The organism is Escherichia sp. MOD1-EC6300 (assembly GCF_002965045.1).
GTDB classification, from domain to species: Bacteria; Pseudomonadota; Gammaproteobacteria; order Enterobacterales; family Enterobacteriaceae; genus Escherichia; species Escherichia coli_F.
In genome coordinates, this window is sequence record NZ_PTRH01000019.1 from 1 (window position 1) to 14,271 (window position 14,271).

The 14,271-nt window shown below is 46.4% G+C and carries 15 protein-coding genes and 2 pseudogenes; 7 read left to right on the plus strand and 10 right to left on the minus strand.

The features are described from left to right. Positions 1-172 (plus strand): tail fiber assembly protein (locus BGE37_RS21205; RefSeq protein ID WP_032354230.1); only part of this gene is annotated, 172 nt, incomplete at its 5' end. Positions 173-269: 97 nt separating this feature from the next. Here the strand turns inward: BGE37_RS21205 and BGE37_RS21210 are convergent. From BGE37_RS21210 to BGE37_RS25235, 3 genes are all read right to left on the minus strand, one after another. Further along, positions 270-860: a recombinase family protein gene (locus tag BGE37_RS21210; protein WP_105288418.1), complete on the minus strand. Its 591-nt coding sequence runs from the start codon at positions 858-860 to the stop codon at positions 270-272. Positions 861-1,176: 316 nt separating this feature from the next. Continuing rightward, on the minus strand, positions 1,177-1,410 hold the full coding sequence (gene ydfK / locus BGE37_RS21215) for a cold shock protein YdfK (RefSeq protein WP_000836768.1): 234 nt from the start codon (positions 1,408-1,410) through the stop codon (positions 1,177-1,179). Positions 1,411-1,478: 68 nt separating this feature from the next. Next, a complete protein-coding gene (locus BGE37_RS25235; RefSeq protein WP_120795384.1) occupies positions 1,479-1,592 on the minus strand; it encodes a YnaM/YnfT family protein in 114 nt (37 codons plus the stop codon). Positions 1,593-2,195: 603 nt separating this feature from the next. On the opposite strand from BGE37_RS25235, the pseudogene ydfJ reads away from it, so the two are divergent. Both ydfJ and BGE37_RS21230 read left to right on the plus strand, forming a co-directional pair. After that, positions 2,196-3,479: pseudogene (gene ydfJ, locus BGE37_RS21220) on the plus strand (MHS family MFS transporter YdfJ); the annotation flags it as partial. 89 nt (positions 3,480-3,568) lie between these two features. Then, positions 3,569-5,029 (plus strand): mannitol dehydrogenase family protein, encoded by a 1,461-nt coding sequence (locus BGE37_RS21230; RefSeq protein ID WP_088541878.1) that lies wholly within the window; start codon positions 3,569-3,571, stop codon positions 5,027-5,029. Positions 5,030-5,064: 35 nt separating this feature from the next. Here the strand turns inward: BGE37_RS21230 and ydfZ are convergent, their stop codons facing one another. The 3 genes from ydfZ to ydfG form a co-directional block, all read right to left on the minus strand. Continuing rightward, on the minus strand, positions 5,065-5,268 hold the full coding sequence (ydfZ, locus tag BGE37_RS21235; protein ID WP_000214712.1) for a putative selenium delivery protein YdfZ: 204 nt from the start codon (positions 5,266-5,268) through the stop codon (positions 5,065-5,067). A 176-nt stretch (positions 5,269-5,444) separates the two neighbouring features. Continuing rightward, the gene (rspR, locus tag BGE37_RS21240; RefSeq protein ID WP_000215540.1) at positions 5,445-6,131 is read right to left on the minus strand and encodes a DNA-binding transcriptional regulator rspR; all 687 of its coding nucleotides are present in this window, start codon (positions 6,129-6,131) and stop codon (positions 5,445-5,447) included. Positions 6,132-6,219: 88 nt separating this feature from the next. Then, a complete protein-coding gene (gene ydfG, locus BGE37_RS21245; RefSeq protein ID WP_000636571.1) occupies positions 6,220-6,966 on the minus strand; it encodes a bifunctional NADP-dependent 3-hydroxy acid dehydrogenase/3-hydroxypropionate dehydrogenase YdfG in 747 nt (248 codons plus the stop codon). A gap of 136 nt (positions 6,967-7,102) precedes the next feature. On the opposite strand from ydfG, the gene dcp reads away from it, so the two are divergent. After that, positions 7,103-9,148, plus strand: a complete 2,046-nt coding sequence (gene dcp / locus BGE37_RS21255) for a peptidyl-dipeptidase Dcp (protein ID WP_105288429.1) — start codon at positions 7,103-7,105, stop codon at positions 9,146-9,148. 44 nt (positions 9,149-9,192) lie between these two features. Here the strand turns inward: dcp and BGE37_RS21265 are convergent, their stop codons facing one another. Continuing rightward, positions 9,193-9,711, minus strand: a complete 519-nt coding sequence (locus tag BGE37_RS21265) for a 2-oxo-tetronate isomerase (protein WP_001024558.1) — start codon at positions 9,709-9,711, stop codon at positions 9,193-9,195. Positions 9,712-9,986: 275 nt separating this feature from the next. On the opposite strand from BGE37_RS21265, the gene ydeI reads away from it, so the two are divergent. Together ydeI and dgcZ are read left to right on the plus strand one after the other, a co-directional pair. Continuing rightward, a complete protein-coding gene (gene ydeI / locus BGE37_RS21270; protein WP_000671737.1) occupies positions 9,987-10,379 on the plus strand; it encodes a YdeI family stress tolerance OB fold protein in 393 nt (130 codons plus the stop codon). A gap of 254 nt (positions 10,380-10,633) precedes the next feature. After that, on the plus strand, positions 10,634-11,524 hold the full coding sequence (gene dgcZ / locus BGE37_RS21275; protein ID WP_088541879.1) for a diguanylate cyclase DgcZ: 891 nt from the start codon (positions 10,634-10,636) through the stop codon (positions 11,522-11,524). 114 nt (positions 11,525-11,638) lie between these two features. Here dgcZ and mgtT read toward each other — a convergent pair. The 3 genes and pseudogenes from mgtT to ydeE all read right to left on the minus strand — a co-directional run bounded on the left by mgtT (position 11,639) and on the right by ydeE (position 13,153). Then, positions 11,639-11,744: pseudogene (mgtT, locus tag BGE37_RS25700) on the minus strand (protein MgtT). Beyond that, the gene (gene mgtS / locus BGE37_RS21280; protein ID WP_000901364.1) at positions 11,744-11,839 is read right to left on the minus strand and encodes a protein MgtS; all 96 of its coding nucleotides are present in this window, start codon (positions 11,837-11,839) and stop codon (positions 11,744-11,746) included. The pseudogene mgtT and the gene mgtS overlap by 1 nt, the downstream one beginning before the upstream one ends. A 126-nt stretch (positions 11,840-11,965) precedes the next feature. Beyond that, positions 11,966-13,153: an efflux MFS transporter YdeE gene (ydeE, locus tag BGE37_RS21285; protein ID WP_032184271.1), complete on the minus strand. Its 1,188-nt coding sequence runs from the start codon at positions 13,151-13,153 to the stop codon at positions 11,966-11,968. A 194-nt stretch (positions 13,154-13,347) separates the two neighbouring features. Here ydeE and eamA point away from each other — a divergent pair, with 194 nt between their 5' ends. Then, positions 13,348-14,247, plus strand: a complete 900-nt coding sequence (gene eamA, locus BGE37_RS21290) for an O-acetylserine/cysteine exporter (RefSeq protein ID WP_088541880.1) — start codon at positions 13,348-13,350, stop codon at positions 14,245-14,247. Positions 14,248-14,271: the final 24 nt, after the last annotated feature.

The following is a 14,271-nucleotide window of genomic DNA, read 5'->3' on the forward strand; positions in this document are numbered from 1 at the left end:
CCTGATGCAGGTAGCCAGTGAGCATATTGCGCCGCTTCAGGATGCTGCAGATCTGGAAATTGCAACGGAGGAAGAAATCTCGTTGCTGGAAGCATGGAAAAAGTATCGGGTATTGCTGAACCGTGTTGATACGTCAACTGCACAGGATATTGAATGGCCAGCACTGCCGTAGGGTAAAACATATAAATTCTATAATTAGATGTATCTTTCCATTTACGGCAAGGAAGGTGGCTTGGAAGACGTAAAGCATCTCACACCGAGATTATTTTTTATATGTCAGGTGTCTGAAGTTTTGCTTTGGCTCTTAAAATGGTTTGCCGCGAGGTTTTGAATTCCCGGGCAATGGCACTTATACTTACACTTGACTTAATTCGTTCGAATACCACCTGTTTCTGTTCTTCATTTAACACAGGTGGTCGACCAAAACGTTTCCCTGCGCCCCGGGCTCTTACTATCCCGGAATGAGTGCGTTCAAGTAAAAGGTCTCGTTCAAATTCAGCGACTGCTGAAATTACTTGCATCATCATTTTTCCTGTTGGACTGGTCAGGTCAATGCCCCCCAATGCTAAGCAATGCACTCTGATACCTGTTTCGGTCAGTTGTTCCACTGTTTTCCTGATATCCATTGCATTACAACCAAGGCGATCCAGTTTTGTCACAATCAATTGATCACCACATTTCAGGCGAGCAAGCAACCGGTTAAAACCAGGACGCTCACTGGTTGCTGCTGAGCCGCTAATGTGTTCTTCGATTATTTGCTGAGGTTTGATTTTAAAACCTGCACTTTCGATTTCCCGGCGTTGATTTTCGGTGGTCTGATCCAGCGTTGATATCCGACAGTAAGCAAAAATTTGAGACATAGTGAGACTCTATACGAAATTGGTGTTCATATCATAATGCATCTCAGAAAATAATTATGATTATTTTTGTGCATATTTGTATGTACACGTTCGAAAATAAACGAATGCGTATGCAACCCCGTAATTTTGGTGAGACCCAAAATCGATTTTGTGAAAAATGGCTTTAACTCGGTTTGTTTTTCGAGTTCCGGGCGGACTCAAGGAAGAAGAATAGTGTTGCGTGTTATTTTAACCAGATTTCAAGTTGTTTGGTCGTGGAAAAGTGGAGCAAAATGTTGTTAAAGTGGAAAAATGATAAAAAAGTAAGTTTATTATATTACATTTTACCATTTAAATTTTGGTTGTCTTTAAGAACTGATATCGCTGTTTGTAATAATTCTTTGTTATCCAGCCATGATTTTTTCTTTATGTTTCCTTCAATGTAATCAAGCAATGTTCTGGTATTGATAGGTCTTCCCTGTTTTGCTACTTCCACTACAGCATCCCCTAGGATAATTCTTACTTCAGGAAGCTGCGCAGGGAACCACTTTAGGGTGTCTTTTGATTTCATGAAGATATTCCTTAAAATATTATTGATTTTCATTGCGATATTGTATGTCTGATTCAGGATATGTTGACTTATACATCGGTTTTGTCTGGGTTATTGGATATGCCAATCCCTAATTTTATTAGGGCATGACTAAAAATGCTGAATATGATAAGGAGAGATGTGATTATCAGTATGCTGTTCATATAGCCTCGAATTAGTAATGTGTTATATATGATATAGTTGACAATTTTTATCTTGGGTGTTCTTAAAGTTCGTAGATAAACATTGTCGTTTCAGGTATACAGGAATGCTAACAGGTGGCAGCAAAAATCAGGCGGTTTATGGCGCAAGCTGAAGCGGCAACTGCAAACTATCTTATGCAGAGACTCTACACGGATTGGGTTTAAAAGTATACATAGATAACAGTTTTTATCTGAAAAAGAAAAATATCAAGGTGATTTAGCCTATATGCCTTTGATGCGGAGGAATGAATGTGATGGGAGTGATGTATCTGAATAGTTGAAAAACCGCAGACACGCCTTATGCAAGAACGTGCTGCGGTTGGCTGGTAAATTTTTCGATAGTGTGAGTATTGAATGATTTCCAGCCGTTCTTGATTTTACGCATAAATCCATGAAAAAACTACTTATCTGTTGGGGAGTTTTTTTGGGGCATATATGGGACAGAAATAGGCCCCAGATAGACACTGAGATCGAACTTAGGATGCTTTTTAAAAAATGCAACTATCTGAAAAAACCTAGAAAACGCCAAGGAAACCACAGGATGGGAAAAAACACCTGTGAATCATGGATTTCCAGTTATATTCGCTCGGCGCAGCGTTAGTGTTTCATGAAATATTTTTTCCTGAATCATCAACGGCAATGGCGTTAATTCTGGCAATGGGAACCTACGGTGCAGGTTATGTGGCGCGTATTGTCGGAGCATTTATTTTCGGCAAAATGGGCGACAGAATCGGGCGTAAAAAAGTGCTCTTTATTACCATCACTATGATGGGGATCTGTACCACCTTAATTGGTGTGCTGCCGACCTATGCACAAATTGGTGTGTTTGCGCCAATTTTGCTGGTGACGCTGCGTATTATTCAGGGGCTGGGGGCAGGCGCGGAAATTTCCGGTGCCGGTACGATGCTGGCGGAATATGCGCCAAAAGGTAAGCGCGGAATTATCTCCTCATTTGTTGCTATGGGGACTAACTGCGGAACCTTGAGCGCAACGGCAATCTGGGCCTTTATGTTCTTCATTCTCAGTAAAGAGGAACTGTTGGCATGGGGATGGCGTATACCGTTCCTGGCGAGCGTTGTCGTGATGGTCTTTGCTATCTGGTTGCGTATGAATCTGAAAGAAAGCCCGGTCTTTGAGAAGGTTAACGACAGCAACCAACCGACAGCAAAACCTGCACCTGCTGGTAGCATGTTCCAGAGCAAATCCTTCTGGCTGGCAACAGGGCTGCGTTTTGGTCAGGCTGGTAACTCAGGTTTAATTCAGACTTTCCTTGCAGGCTATTTAGTGCAGACGTTATTGTTTAACAAAGCAATTCCAACAGATGCATTGATGATCAGTTCGATTCTCGGCTTTATGACCATTCCGTTCCTTGGTTGGTTATCCGATAAAATTGGTCGCCGGATCCCGTATATTATTATGAATACCTCTGCGATTGTGCTGGCGTGGCCAATGCTTTCTATCATCGTAGATAAAAGCTATGCCCCGAGCACCATTATGGTTGCACTGATTGTGATTCATAACTGTGCGGTGCTGGGATTATTTGCTCTGGAAAACATTACCATGGCAGAAATGTTCGGCTGTAAAAATCGCTTTACCCGGATGGCCATTTCTAAAGAAATTGGTGGTCTTATCGCTTCCGGTTTTGGTCCTATCCTGGCGGGTATTTTCTGCACCATGACGGAATCCTGGTATCCGATCGCCATTATGATCATGGCATATTCAGTGATTGGTTTAATCTCTGCGCTGAAAATGCCAGAAGTGAAAGACCGTGATTTAAGTGCACTGGAAGATGCCGCGGAAGATCAACCGCGTGTTGTAACAGCTGCGCAACCTTCAAGAAGTCTGTAAATCCTCCATCCCTTCTCTTACCGGAGAGGGGATTTTTTATTCATATAACAAAACATGCAGCTTGCCATATTTAAATTTAAGGAATTGTTATGGGAAATAATTTGTTATCAGCAAAAGCGACGCTCCCTGTTTATGATCGTAATAACCTGGCCCCAAGAATTGTTCATTTAGGCTTTGGTGCATTTCACCGTGCGCATCAGGGCGTGTATGCCGATATTCTTGCTACGGAACATTTCAGTGACTGGGGATATTATGAGGTCAATTTAATCGGCGGCGAACAGCAAATTGCCGATTTACAACAGCAAGATAATCTTTATACCGTTGCGGAAATGTCGGCCGATGCGTGGACGGCTCGCGTCGTTGGCGTCGTTAAAAAAGCCTTGCACATACAAATAGATGGCTTAGAAACCGTGCTGGCTGCGATGTGTGAACCGCAAATCGCGATTGTCTCTCTGACAATCACCGAAAAAGGGTATTTCCACTCTCCGGCGACCGGACAGTTAATGCTCGATCACCCGATGGTCGTTGCCGACGTGCAAAATCCCCACCAGCCGAAAACTGCAACAGGGGTGATCGTTGAGGCGCTGGCTCGCCGTAAAGCGGCAGGACTTCCCGCATTTACCGTAATGTCATGTGACAATATGCCAGAAAACGGTCATGTTATGCGTGACGTTGTCACTTCCTACGCGCAAGCTGTTGATGTAAAACTGGCACAATGGATCGAAGAAAACGTGACTTTCCCATCAACAATGGTGGACCGTATTGTGCCCGCAGTGACGGAGGATACGCTGGCGAAAATCGAACAACTTACCGGTGTGCGCGATCCTGCTGGCGTTGCCTGTGAACCTTTCCGCCAGTGGGTAATAGAAGATAACTTTGTTGCCGGACGTCCGGAATGGGAAAAAGCGGGAGCCGAACTGGTTAGTGATGTGCTGCCTTATGAAGAGATGAAGTTGCGCATGCTCAACGGCAGTCATTCATTCCTGGCGTATCTGGGTTATCTTGCCGGATATCAGCACATTAATGACTGCATGGAAGATGAACATTATCATCATGCAGCGTATGCCTTGATGTTGCAGGAACAAGCGCCGACGTTGAAAGTGCAGGGCGTTGATTTGCAAGATTACGCTAACCGATTAATTGAACGCTATAGCAACCCGGCGCTACGTCATCGAACCTGGCAGATTGCGATGGATGGCAGCCAGAAATTGCCACAGCGGATGTTGGATTCTGTTCGCTGGCATCTGGCGCATGACAGCAAGTTCGATCTGCTGGCGCTGGGCGTCGCGGGTTGGATGCGTTATGTCGGTGGTGTTGATGAACAGGGAAATCAGATAGAAATCAGTGACCCACTGTTACCTGTTATTCAGAAGGCAGTACAAAGTAGTGCTGAAGGGACAGCGCGCGTCCAGTCATTGCTGGCAATTAAGGCGATCTTTGGTGATGATTTACCAGGCAATAGTTTGTTTACGACAAAAGTAACGGAAGCGTACTTGTCTTTATTAGCGCATGGCGCGAAAGCGACCGTGGCGAAATATTCCGTGAAGTAAAAAAAGCAATGCCGCCATCGGCGGCATTCACACGCTTAGTTCATGCCGAGACGAATCAGGTCCAGTGGTGCCAGTTTCTCTTCACAACCTTCAACAACTACGGTTTTTCCGCGGCGGATTTGCTCAGCGGTCAGACCTTCAGTATCAATCGACAGGATCTTGCCAGTGTGACCGGTGCCGCTAACCATAACACGGCTGCCAGTGGTGATTGCGTTACGGTTACGATCGTAGGTCGTCATAGGTGTTTTCTCCTTTCTGATTTACAGTCGAAGCCCACGTAACGGGCGCAATATAAATACTCCTGTCGAGTGAAATATTTTTTGTTTTTGATCAAGCTCACATCTTTTTTGATGCATGCATGAGCCATATGACGGAGGGAAAAACTCTCACCCCGGATGGGATGAGAGGAAATGAATTACTCTTCGCTAAACCAGTCGCTGTTTTCCTGGCGGATCTGGCGCACGGATTCGCTGATTTCCTGCAAATGTTGCGTCATTGCACGTTCTACCGCATCGCCATCACGTTTTTGCAGGGCAGAGAAAATCTCAAGATGCTGGCGTAACAGCATTTCTGGTGGAGAAACGTGGTCGAAACTCATATAGCGCACGCGATCAACGGTCGCTTTCAGGTTCTCAATGGTATCCCACGCCAGTTGACAGTCGGCAATCTGCGTCAGGAGTTGATGGAAGTTGTCATCAAGTTCAAAAAAATCATCCAGTTGCTTGCGCTCAATGGCAATGCGTTGCTGGTGAAGATTTTGTTCCAGTTGGTAGCACTGGCTTTCGGTAATCATGCTCGCCGCCCGACGCGCCACCGCGCACTCAATGGCCTGACGGATAAAACTGCCGTTGTGCACCTGGGCCATGGAAATTTTGTTGACGTAGCTGCCACGCTGCGGACGAATTTGAATCAGGCCGTTTTCCGCCAGTTTAATAAAGGCTTCACGAACCGGCTGGCGTGACACATTGAAACGAACAGAAACTTCTTTTTCCGACAACGGCGTGCCTGGTGCAATCAGGCAATGGACAATGTCGCGGCGAAGAATACGATAAATCTGCTGATTGACAGGCTGTGTGGGATTAAGTTGCGTTTCGACGGTCATTCGTTCTTGCTTGTGAGTGAGTTAACTGCATGAGTCTACCACTTTTTTGTGACAAGCAATAACCCGGCAGTTACGCCGGGTATAAAAATTACTGACGGTGGACATTCAGTCCGGCATAGCTTTGGGTAACCGGCATCATTTCCAGGGTATTGATATTGACGTGAGCAGGCAGCGTTGACACCCACCAGACGGCTTCGCTGACATCTTCTGGCGTCAATGCAACTGTGTTTTGATAGGTTTTTTCGGCTTTACCGTCATCACCTTTAAAGCGGACATTAGAAAACTCGGTGCCACCCACCAGTCCCGGTTCGATGTCTGTGACACGTACTGCCGTACCGTGCAGATCTGTGCGTAGATTAAGGCTGAACTGACGAACAAACGCTTTCGTCGCACCATAAACGTTACCACCAGCATACGGCCAGCTGCCTGCCGTGGAGCCAATGTTAATGATATGACCATGATTACGTTCAACCATACCCGGTAAGACGGCCCGCGTCATATATACCAGGCCTTTGTTGTTGGTATCAATCATCGTTTCCCAGTCTTCAACGCTGGCTTTATGCGCAGGCTCCATGCCCAGCGCCAGACCGGCATTGTTTACCAGGATATCAATATTGCACCACTCGGCAGGAAGCGATGCCAGCATCTCTTCAATAGCGGCGCGATTACGAACGTCCAGTTGGGCGATATACAGATTATCACCCAGTTCGTCTTTTAACTCCTGCAACCGCTCCTGGCGACGGCCAGTGGCGATAACTTTATGCCCTTGTTGAATAAAACGACGAGTAATGCATTCACCAAAACCTGCCGTTGCTCCAGTTACTAAAACGATCATCTCACTGTTCCTCAACGCTTTTGTGTGTCAATAACATAGCACGTGATGCTTAAGAGCGGGTAATACTGGTTTGCAAGATTGCACTCCGTTATCAGTAAGCCTACGCTATGGAACACCTCGCGTTCAGGAGAAGAAAATGACAACAATGAATCCTTTCCTTGTGCAAAGCACACTGCCGTATCTGGCTCCCCATTTTGATCAAATTGCCAATCATCACTATCGACCGGCATTTGATGAGGGAATGCAGCAAAAGCGGGCCGAAATTGCCGCCATTGCGCTCAACCCGCAAACACCTGATTTCAACAATACTATTCTGGCACTGGAGCAGAGTGGGGAACTGCTGACCCGCGTCACCAGCGTTTTTTTTGCGATGACTGCGGCGCATACCAATGATGAATTACAGCGTCTTGATGAGCAGTTTTCCGCTGAACTGGCAGAACTGGCTAATGATATCTATCTGAACGGTGAATTATTCGCGCGAGTAGATGCTGTCTGGCAGCGCCGTGAATCCGAGGGGCTTGATAGTGAATCCATTCGCCTGGTGGAGGTTATTCATCAACGTTTTGTCCTTGCCGGAGCCAAACTTGCACAAGCTGATAAAGCAAAATTAAAAGTTCTTAATACAGAAGCTGCGACCCTGACCAGCCAGTTTAATCAGCGGTTACTTGCGGCAAATAAATCCGGCGGTCTGGTTCTGGACGATATTGCGCAACTGGCTGGGATGAGCGAACAGGAGATTGCGCTGGCGGCAGAGGCGGCTCGCGAGAAAGGTCTGGATAACAAATGGCTTATTCCGCTGCTGAATACCACCCAGCAACCGGCGCTTGCTGAACTTCGCGATCGCGCGACGCGTGAAAAACTATTCACTGCGGGCTGGACGCGGGCAGAAAAAAATGACGCTAACGATACCCGTGCCATTATTCAACGGCTTGTGGAGATCCGCGCGCAGCAGGCAAAACTGCTTGGCTTCCCTCATTATGCCGCATGGAAAATCGCCGATCAGATGGCAAAAACGCCAGAAGCAGCACTCAACTTTATGCGGGAAATTGTTCCAGCGGCGCGTCAACGTGCGAGCGATGAATTAGCCTCCATACAGTCGGTTATCGATAAGCAGCAGGGCGGGTTTAGCGCGCAGCCGTGGGACTGGGCATTTTATGCCGAACAGGTACGGCGGGAGAAATTTGATCTTGATGAGGCGCAGCTCAAGCCATATTTTGAATTAAACACGGTGTTGAATGAAGGTGTATTCTGGACCGCGAATCAGCTCTTCGGTATTAAGTTTGTCGAACGTTTTGATATTCCTGTCTACCATCCTGACGTTCGTGTGTGGGAAATTTTTGATCATAATGGCGTGGGGCTGGCGTTATTTTACGGTGATTTCTTCGCCCGTGATTCAAAAAGCGGCGGTGCATGGATGGGCAATTTTGTTGAGCAATCAACGCTGAATGAAACGCATCCGGTAATTTATAACGTCTGCAATTATCAGAAACCCGCCGCTGGGGAGCCTGCGTTGTTACTCTGGGATGATGTGATAACCTTATTCCATGAATTTGGTCATACGCTGCACGGCCTTTTTGCCCGCCAGCGTTATGCCACGCTTTCCGGTACCAACACGCCGCGTGATTTTGTCGAATTTCCATCGCAAATCAACGAACACTGGGCAACGTATCCGCAGGTATTCGCTCGCTACGCCCGGCATTATCAGAGCGGGGCAGCAATGCCTGACGAACTGCAACAGAAAATGCGTAATGCCAGCCTGTTCAATAAAGGGTATGAGATGAGCGAACTGCTTAGCGCCGCGCTTCTCGATATGCGCTGGCATTGCCTGGAAGAAAACGAAGCAATGCAGGATGTCGATGATTTCGAATTGCGGGCGCTGGTGGCGGAAAATATGGATCTTCCTGCTATACCGCCACGCTATCGCAGCAGTTATTTCGCCCATATTTTTGGTGGCGGATATGCCGCAGGTTATTACGCTTATCTGTGGACACAAATGTTGGCCGATGATGGTTACCAGTGGTTTGTTGAGCAGGGCGGATTAACGCGTGAAAATGGGCTGCGTTTTCGCGAGGCGATCCTTTCCAGAGGTAACAGCGAAGATCTGGAACGCCTGTATCGACAATGGCGCGGTAAGGCTCCTCAGATTATGCCGATGCTGCAACATCGTGGCTTGAACGTATAAACACCACCAATGGCTGTCCTGGAGATATCGCCAGGCCAGCCTGGTTATAGCAGTAATTGCAGCAGCTGGGCGAGGGCAAACCTCACCGCTAAAGCTAATACCGTTTCGCAGTCGCCAGCAAAATGCATAACCGCAGTGTAGTTCTGGCCTTTAATATGCCACGCGAACCAGACGGTACCCGCTGGCGTACCATCTTCACCGCCCTCCGGTCCGCCGTAGCCGGTAATGGCAATACTGACATCAGCATCCGCACGCTCTATGGCACCGGTTGCCATTTCTGCTGCCACTTTCTCACTCACCGCAGAATATCGTTCAAGAGATTGCTGGCTTACGCTGAGGATTTTCATCTTTGCCTGATCGGTGAAAGTAACAAATCCTGCACCGTAAAATTTGGGTGTATCTTCAGCTGCACACAGGGCGCTAGCCAACTTACCGCCGGTGCATGATTCGGCGGTAGTTAAGCGTAATTGATCCGCGATAAGTCTTTGACTCAACGCGGATGTCAGGTTTTCAATAGTGTCGGTATCTGCGAGTTGTACAATTTTATCTTTATTAATGTTCACTGTTTTTTGTCCACGCTATTATATGTAAAGGTGATTTGCTTTTTCTGTATGCTCGTCCAATATAATAATTTTCAAACATATAAATCCGATTATTCTGAAAATATGTTTAAGACTCTTCAATCTTCTTAACTTTAGTGAGTTAAATTCTCTGAATATTTGACAGCTAGTTGGCTGATTTTAAATGCCTTATAACAATTGGCAGTATTCTTATTTGGCAATTATAAAAATAGCAACCAGACTTAATAAGTCAAACCATACGCAATTAAGGAGTTAGTATGAAATTTCAGGCCATTGTATTAGCAAGTTTTCTTGTCATGCCTTATGCGTTGGCAGATGACCAGGGCGGTTTAAAACAGGATGCAGCGCCACCACCGCCTCATGCAATAGAAGATGGCTATCGCGGAACCGATGATGCAAAAAAAATGACCGTTGATTTCGCAAAAACCATGCACGATGGCGCTTCGGTTTCACTACGCGGTAATTTGATTTCTCACAAAGGAGAGGACCGTTACGTTTTTCGCGATAAGAGCGGTGAAATTAATGTTGTTATTCCTGCGGCAGTCTTTGATGGACGAGAAGTTCAGCCGGACCAGATGATCAACATTAGCGGCAGTCTGGATAAGAAAAGCGCGCCGGCCGTCGTTCGGGTCACTCATTTGCAGAAATAAAAATAAATTAGCCTGATGGCCTGAACTACTGGGCCATTAGGGTATTGGGTTATGCTATTTGTCATCCTTTTAATTGCGATAATGCAGAGTTACTTTATAGAATTAAACACTTTTTTATCTGCTGATTTTGTTTTAAATCACAATGTTATCTCAGAGATGGCTCATAACTTCGGATTTCTATGAAAATATTGACGTAATTTTGCTTTTCTCTCGTTAGAATAGCGCGCACAAGGAACTGTGAAAAAGGAGTGGCAATGATCAAGAAGACAACGGAAATTGATGCCATCTTGTTAAATCTCAATAAGGCTATCGATGCCCACTACCAGTGGCTGGTAAGTATGTTTCACAGCGTGGTCGCGAGAGATGCCAGTAAGCCAGAAATAACGGATAACCATTCTTATGGACTGTGCCAGTTTGGTCGGTGGATTGATCATCTGGGGCCACTCGATAACGATGAATTACCTTACGTTCGGCTAATGGATTCTGCCCATCAACATATGCATAACTGTGGTCGGGAATTAATGTTGGCTATTGTTGAAAATCACTGGCAGGACGCGCATTTCGACGCCTTTCAGGAAGGGTTGCTTTCTTTTACTGCGGCATTAACCGATTACAAAATTTATTTGCTGACGATCCGTAGCAATATGGATGTTTTGACGGGATTGCCGGGTCGTCGGGTTCTTGATGAATCCTTTGATCATCAGTTACGCAACGCTGAGCCTCTGAATCTTTATTTAATGTTGTTGGATATTGACCGATTTAAATTGGTTAATGATACCTACGGGCATTTAATCGGCGATGTAGTATTACGCACCCTGGCAACTTACTTAGCCAGTTGGACGCGCGATTACGAAACGGTTTATCGCTACGGGGGCGAAGAATTTATCATTATTGTCAAAGCGGCTAATGATGAAGAAGCATGTCGTGCAGGTATCAGAATTTGCCAGTTAGTCGATAACCATGCCATCGCACACTCTGAAGGGCATATCAACATTACCGTGACAGCAGGTGTGAGTCGCGCATTTCCTGAAGAGCCGCTGGATGTGGTCATTGGAAGAGCGGACCGGGCAATGTATGAGGGTAAGCAAACCGGAAGAAATCGCTGCATGTTTATTGACGAACAAAATGTGATTAACCGAGTTTAAGCTCCGTTTAACATTCATTGAGAAAACTGATGCTACTGTGTCAACGATCCGTTATCAGTGCAGGAAAATGCCTGTTAGCGTAAAAGCAAAACACAAATCTATCCATGCAAGCATTCACCGCCGGTTTACTGGCGGTTTTTTTTTCGCTGTCATAAAAATCAGGCCCCTTGTACACAGTTGTAACAAGGGGCCGGTTAGGTGAGGGATTATCTCCGTTCATTAGTCATCCCATTTGTGGCTGAAATACGCGGCCAGAAAACCAGAAAATAAAATTATTCCCAGTACGGCTATAAAAACATTCATATTACCCAGCATTATTTGCCTCCGTTTATGGTGTGGTGTGTTTCCTCGCTTACCTTAATTTTCATCTCAATGAGAAAGATATTAGCAGAGGTAACCTAAACGAAGGCTGAATTAAATTTTTATTGTGTTCGACTTAAATCAACAAAGCGCGGGCTGCCCCCACGGTCTTGCACGAATCCCTTTTAACATCAGCACCCACGCAGCAATGATCACCAACGCTAAGATGATAAACAGCGAGGAAGGCGGCAGGCTGGTTAGCACTACGCCACTCACTAATGGGTTAATCGCCGCACCAAGCCAGCCTAAAGACTGAGCGGAAAAATAGCTGGCTTTCATTCCTGCCGGCGCAATATGGTCAATCAACATATACTCGCCCGGCGCATAAATGATTTCACCGACAGTAAATACCGCAGCTGACATACCCCACAATAGTAGGCTGTTGCCGGAAAAAATAAAACCAACCAGACCGATGACGAAACAGAGGGTGCCTGCTGTCATCAGCGCGCGGATGTTAGCCGGGTTAAGGCGGCGGCCCACGGAATATTGCAACGTAACTACCATGGCAGCATTAACCGGAAGAACAACCGCGACTACCTTTTCGGCAAAATCCCCATCAGCAATCACCATCACATATTGTGAAATGCATGAAGCAAATGCGCCGCTAACAAAAGAAGCCAGAAAACCAGAGCAGGTAAACCACAACAGTGCTTTATCTTGTAATAAAACTTTCGGCGACCAGACACTGCCTGTTTCCGTGGCGATGATTTTCTCGCTGCGCTTTACCCAAATTTGAATGAAAAGCATGGGAAACGCGGAACAGATAGCAGCCAGCCAAAAAGGTAGATTGATGCTCTGCATGACCAACAGCGTGCCGAGCGGCGGACCGATGGTCCAGCCAATGTTTAACATGGTGTAGTTGATTGAGAAAATCTTCGTTTTGCTGGTGGACGAAAGATTGTCGGCAAACCAGGCTTTCAGCACGGTAGCAAAAACGGAGTAGGCGCAGTTAATAAGGGCAAAAAAGAGCACCACTAGCGTCACGTTATTCACTAAAGGAATGGCAATAAAACCGCTAGCGAAGGCGGTAATTGACAGTAACATATAGCGTTTCTTGTCGAACTTATCCGCCAGGATACCAAAACCGAGGCTAAAAACGACGCCAATAGTGAGCGCAATTGTCATCGCATAACCGATTAGATCGACACTCAGGCTGTACTGGCGACTCAAGTAAATGGTCATAAATGGCAGCGTAGCGCCGCGTCCGATGGTTAATAACAACGACGAGGCAAGAAGGGCGCTGGTAGAGCGTCGTAGGGATAAGTTCATTTGTCTGTCCGGCAGTGCGTTTCGTTATGTTTTGTTTTAGAGATGTAAAGAAATAGCATGGCAAAAATCCGAAGTATAGCGACTTATTTGCGCATTAATGCCGTCGTAACCGGCGACTAACGAATCAACTGTTAAAGAAAAGTAAATTCAGCTAAGTTGATTGCTTACAAAAGATGAAATTCAGAGGCGGTAGAATGTCGCGAAAAGATGGGGTGTTGGCGCTACTGGTAGTGGTCGTATGGGGGCTAAATTTTGTGGTCATCAAAGTGGGGCTTCATAACATGCCACCGCTGATGCTGGCCGGTTTGCGCTTTATGCTGGTCGCTTTTCCGGCCATCTTTTTTGTCGCACGACCGAAAGTACCACTGAATTTGCTGCTGGGGTATGGATTAACCATCAGTTTTGCGCAGTTTGCCTTTCTGTTCTGTGCCATTAACTTTGGTATGCCAGCTGGGCTGGCCTCGCTTGTGTTACAGGCACAGGCGTTTTTTACTATTGTGCTCGGTGCGTTTACTTTTGGCGAACGGCTGCACGGTAAGCAACTGGCGGGGATCGCGTTAGCGATTTTTGGCGTACTGGTGTTAATCGAAGATAGTTTTAACGGTCAGCATGTAGCGATGCTCGGCTTTATGTTGACCCTGGCGGCAGCATTTAGTTGGGCGTGCGGCAATATCTTCAATAAAAAGATCATGTCGCACGCAACGCGTCCGGCAGTGATGTCGCTGGTCATCTGGAGCGCATTAATCCCGATCATTCCTTTCTTTGTTGCCTCGCTGATTCTCGATGGTTCCGCAACCATGATTCACAGTCTGGTCACTATCGATATGACCACCATCTTGTCTCTGATGTATCTGGCGTTTGTGGCGACAATTGTTGGTTATGGGATCTGGGGGACGTTACTGGGACGCTATGAAACCTGGCGGGTTGCACCGTTATCGTTACTGGTGCCCGTAGTAGGACTGGCAAGTGCAGCACTATTATTGGATGAACGCTTAACGGGTCTGCAATTCTTTGGTGCGGTGCTCATTATGACCGGGCTATATATCAATGTGTTTGGTATGCGGTGGCGTAAAGCCGTGAAAGTGAGAGGCTAAAAGGCCCCGAGATGTCGGGGCCAG

What these genes read in the sequence shown, in the direction of transcription:
- ydeI (WP_000671737.1), top strand. Translation starts at nt 9,987, where the DNA reads ATGAAATTTCAGGCCATTGTATTAGCAAGTTTTCTTGTCATGCCTTAT.
- dgcZ (WP_088541879.1), top strand. Translation starts at nt 10,634, where the DNA reads ATGATCAAGAAGACAACGGAAATTGATGCCATCTTGTTAAATCTCAAT.
- BGE37_RS21230 (WP_088541878.1), top strand. Translation starts at nt 3,569, where the DNA reads ATGGGAAATAATTTGTTATCAGCAAAAGCGACGCTCCCTGTTTATGAT.
- BGE37_RS25235 (WP_120795384.1), bottom strand. Translation starts at nt 1,592, where the DNA reads ATGAACAGCATACTGATAATCACATCTCTCCTTATCATATTCAGCATT.
- ydfZ (WP_000214712.1), bottom strand. Translation starts at nt 5,268, where the DNA reads ATGACGACCTACGATCGTAACCGTAACGCAATCACCACTGGCAGCCGT.
- eamA (WP_088541880.1), top strand. Translation starts at nt 13,348, where the DNA reads ATGTCGCGAAAAGATGGGGTGTTGGCGCTACTGGTAGTGGTCGTATGG.
- ydfK (WP_000836768.1), bottom strand. Translation starts at nt 1,410, where the DNA reads ATGAAATCAAAAGACACCCTAAAGTGGTTCCCTGCGCAGCTTCCTGAA.
- ydeE (WP_032184271.1), bottom strand. Translation starts at nt 13,153, where the DNA reads ATGAACTTATCCCTACGACGCTCTACCAGCGCCCTTCTTGCCTCGTCG.
- dcp (WP_105288429.1), top strand. Translation starts at nt 7,103, where the DNA reads ATGACAACAATGAATCCTTTCCTTGTGCAAAGCACACTGCCGTATCTG.
- mgtS (WP_000901364.1), bottom strand. Translation starts at nt 11,839, where the DNA reads ATGCTGGGTAATATGAATGTTTTTATAGCCGTACTGGGAATAATTTTA.
- BGE37_RS21210 (WP_105288418.1), bottom strand. Translation starts at nt 860, where the DNA reads ATGTCTCAAATTTTTGCTTACTGTCGGATATCAACGCTGGATCAGACC.
- ydfG (WP_000636571.1), bottom strand. Translation starts at nt 6,966, where the DNA reads ATGATCGTTTTAGTAACTGGAGCAACGGCAGGTTTTGGTGAATGCATT.
- rspR (WP_000215540.1), bottom strand. Translation starts at nt 6,131, where the DNA reads ATGACCGTCGAAACGCAACTTAATCCCACACAGCCTGTCAATCAGCAG.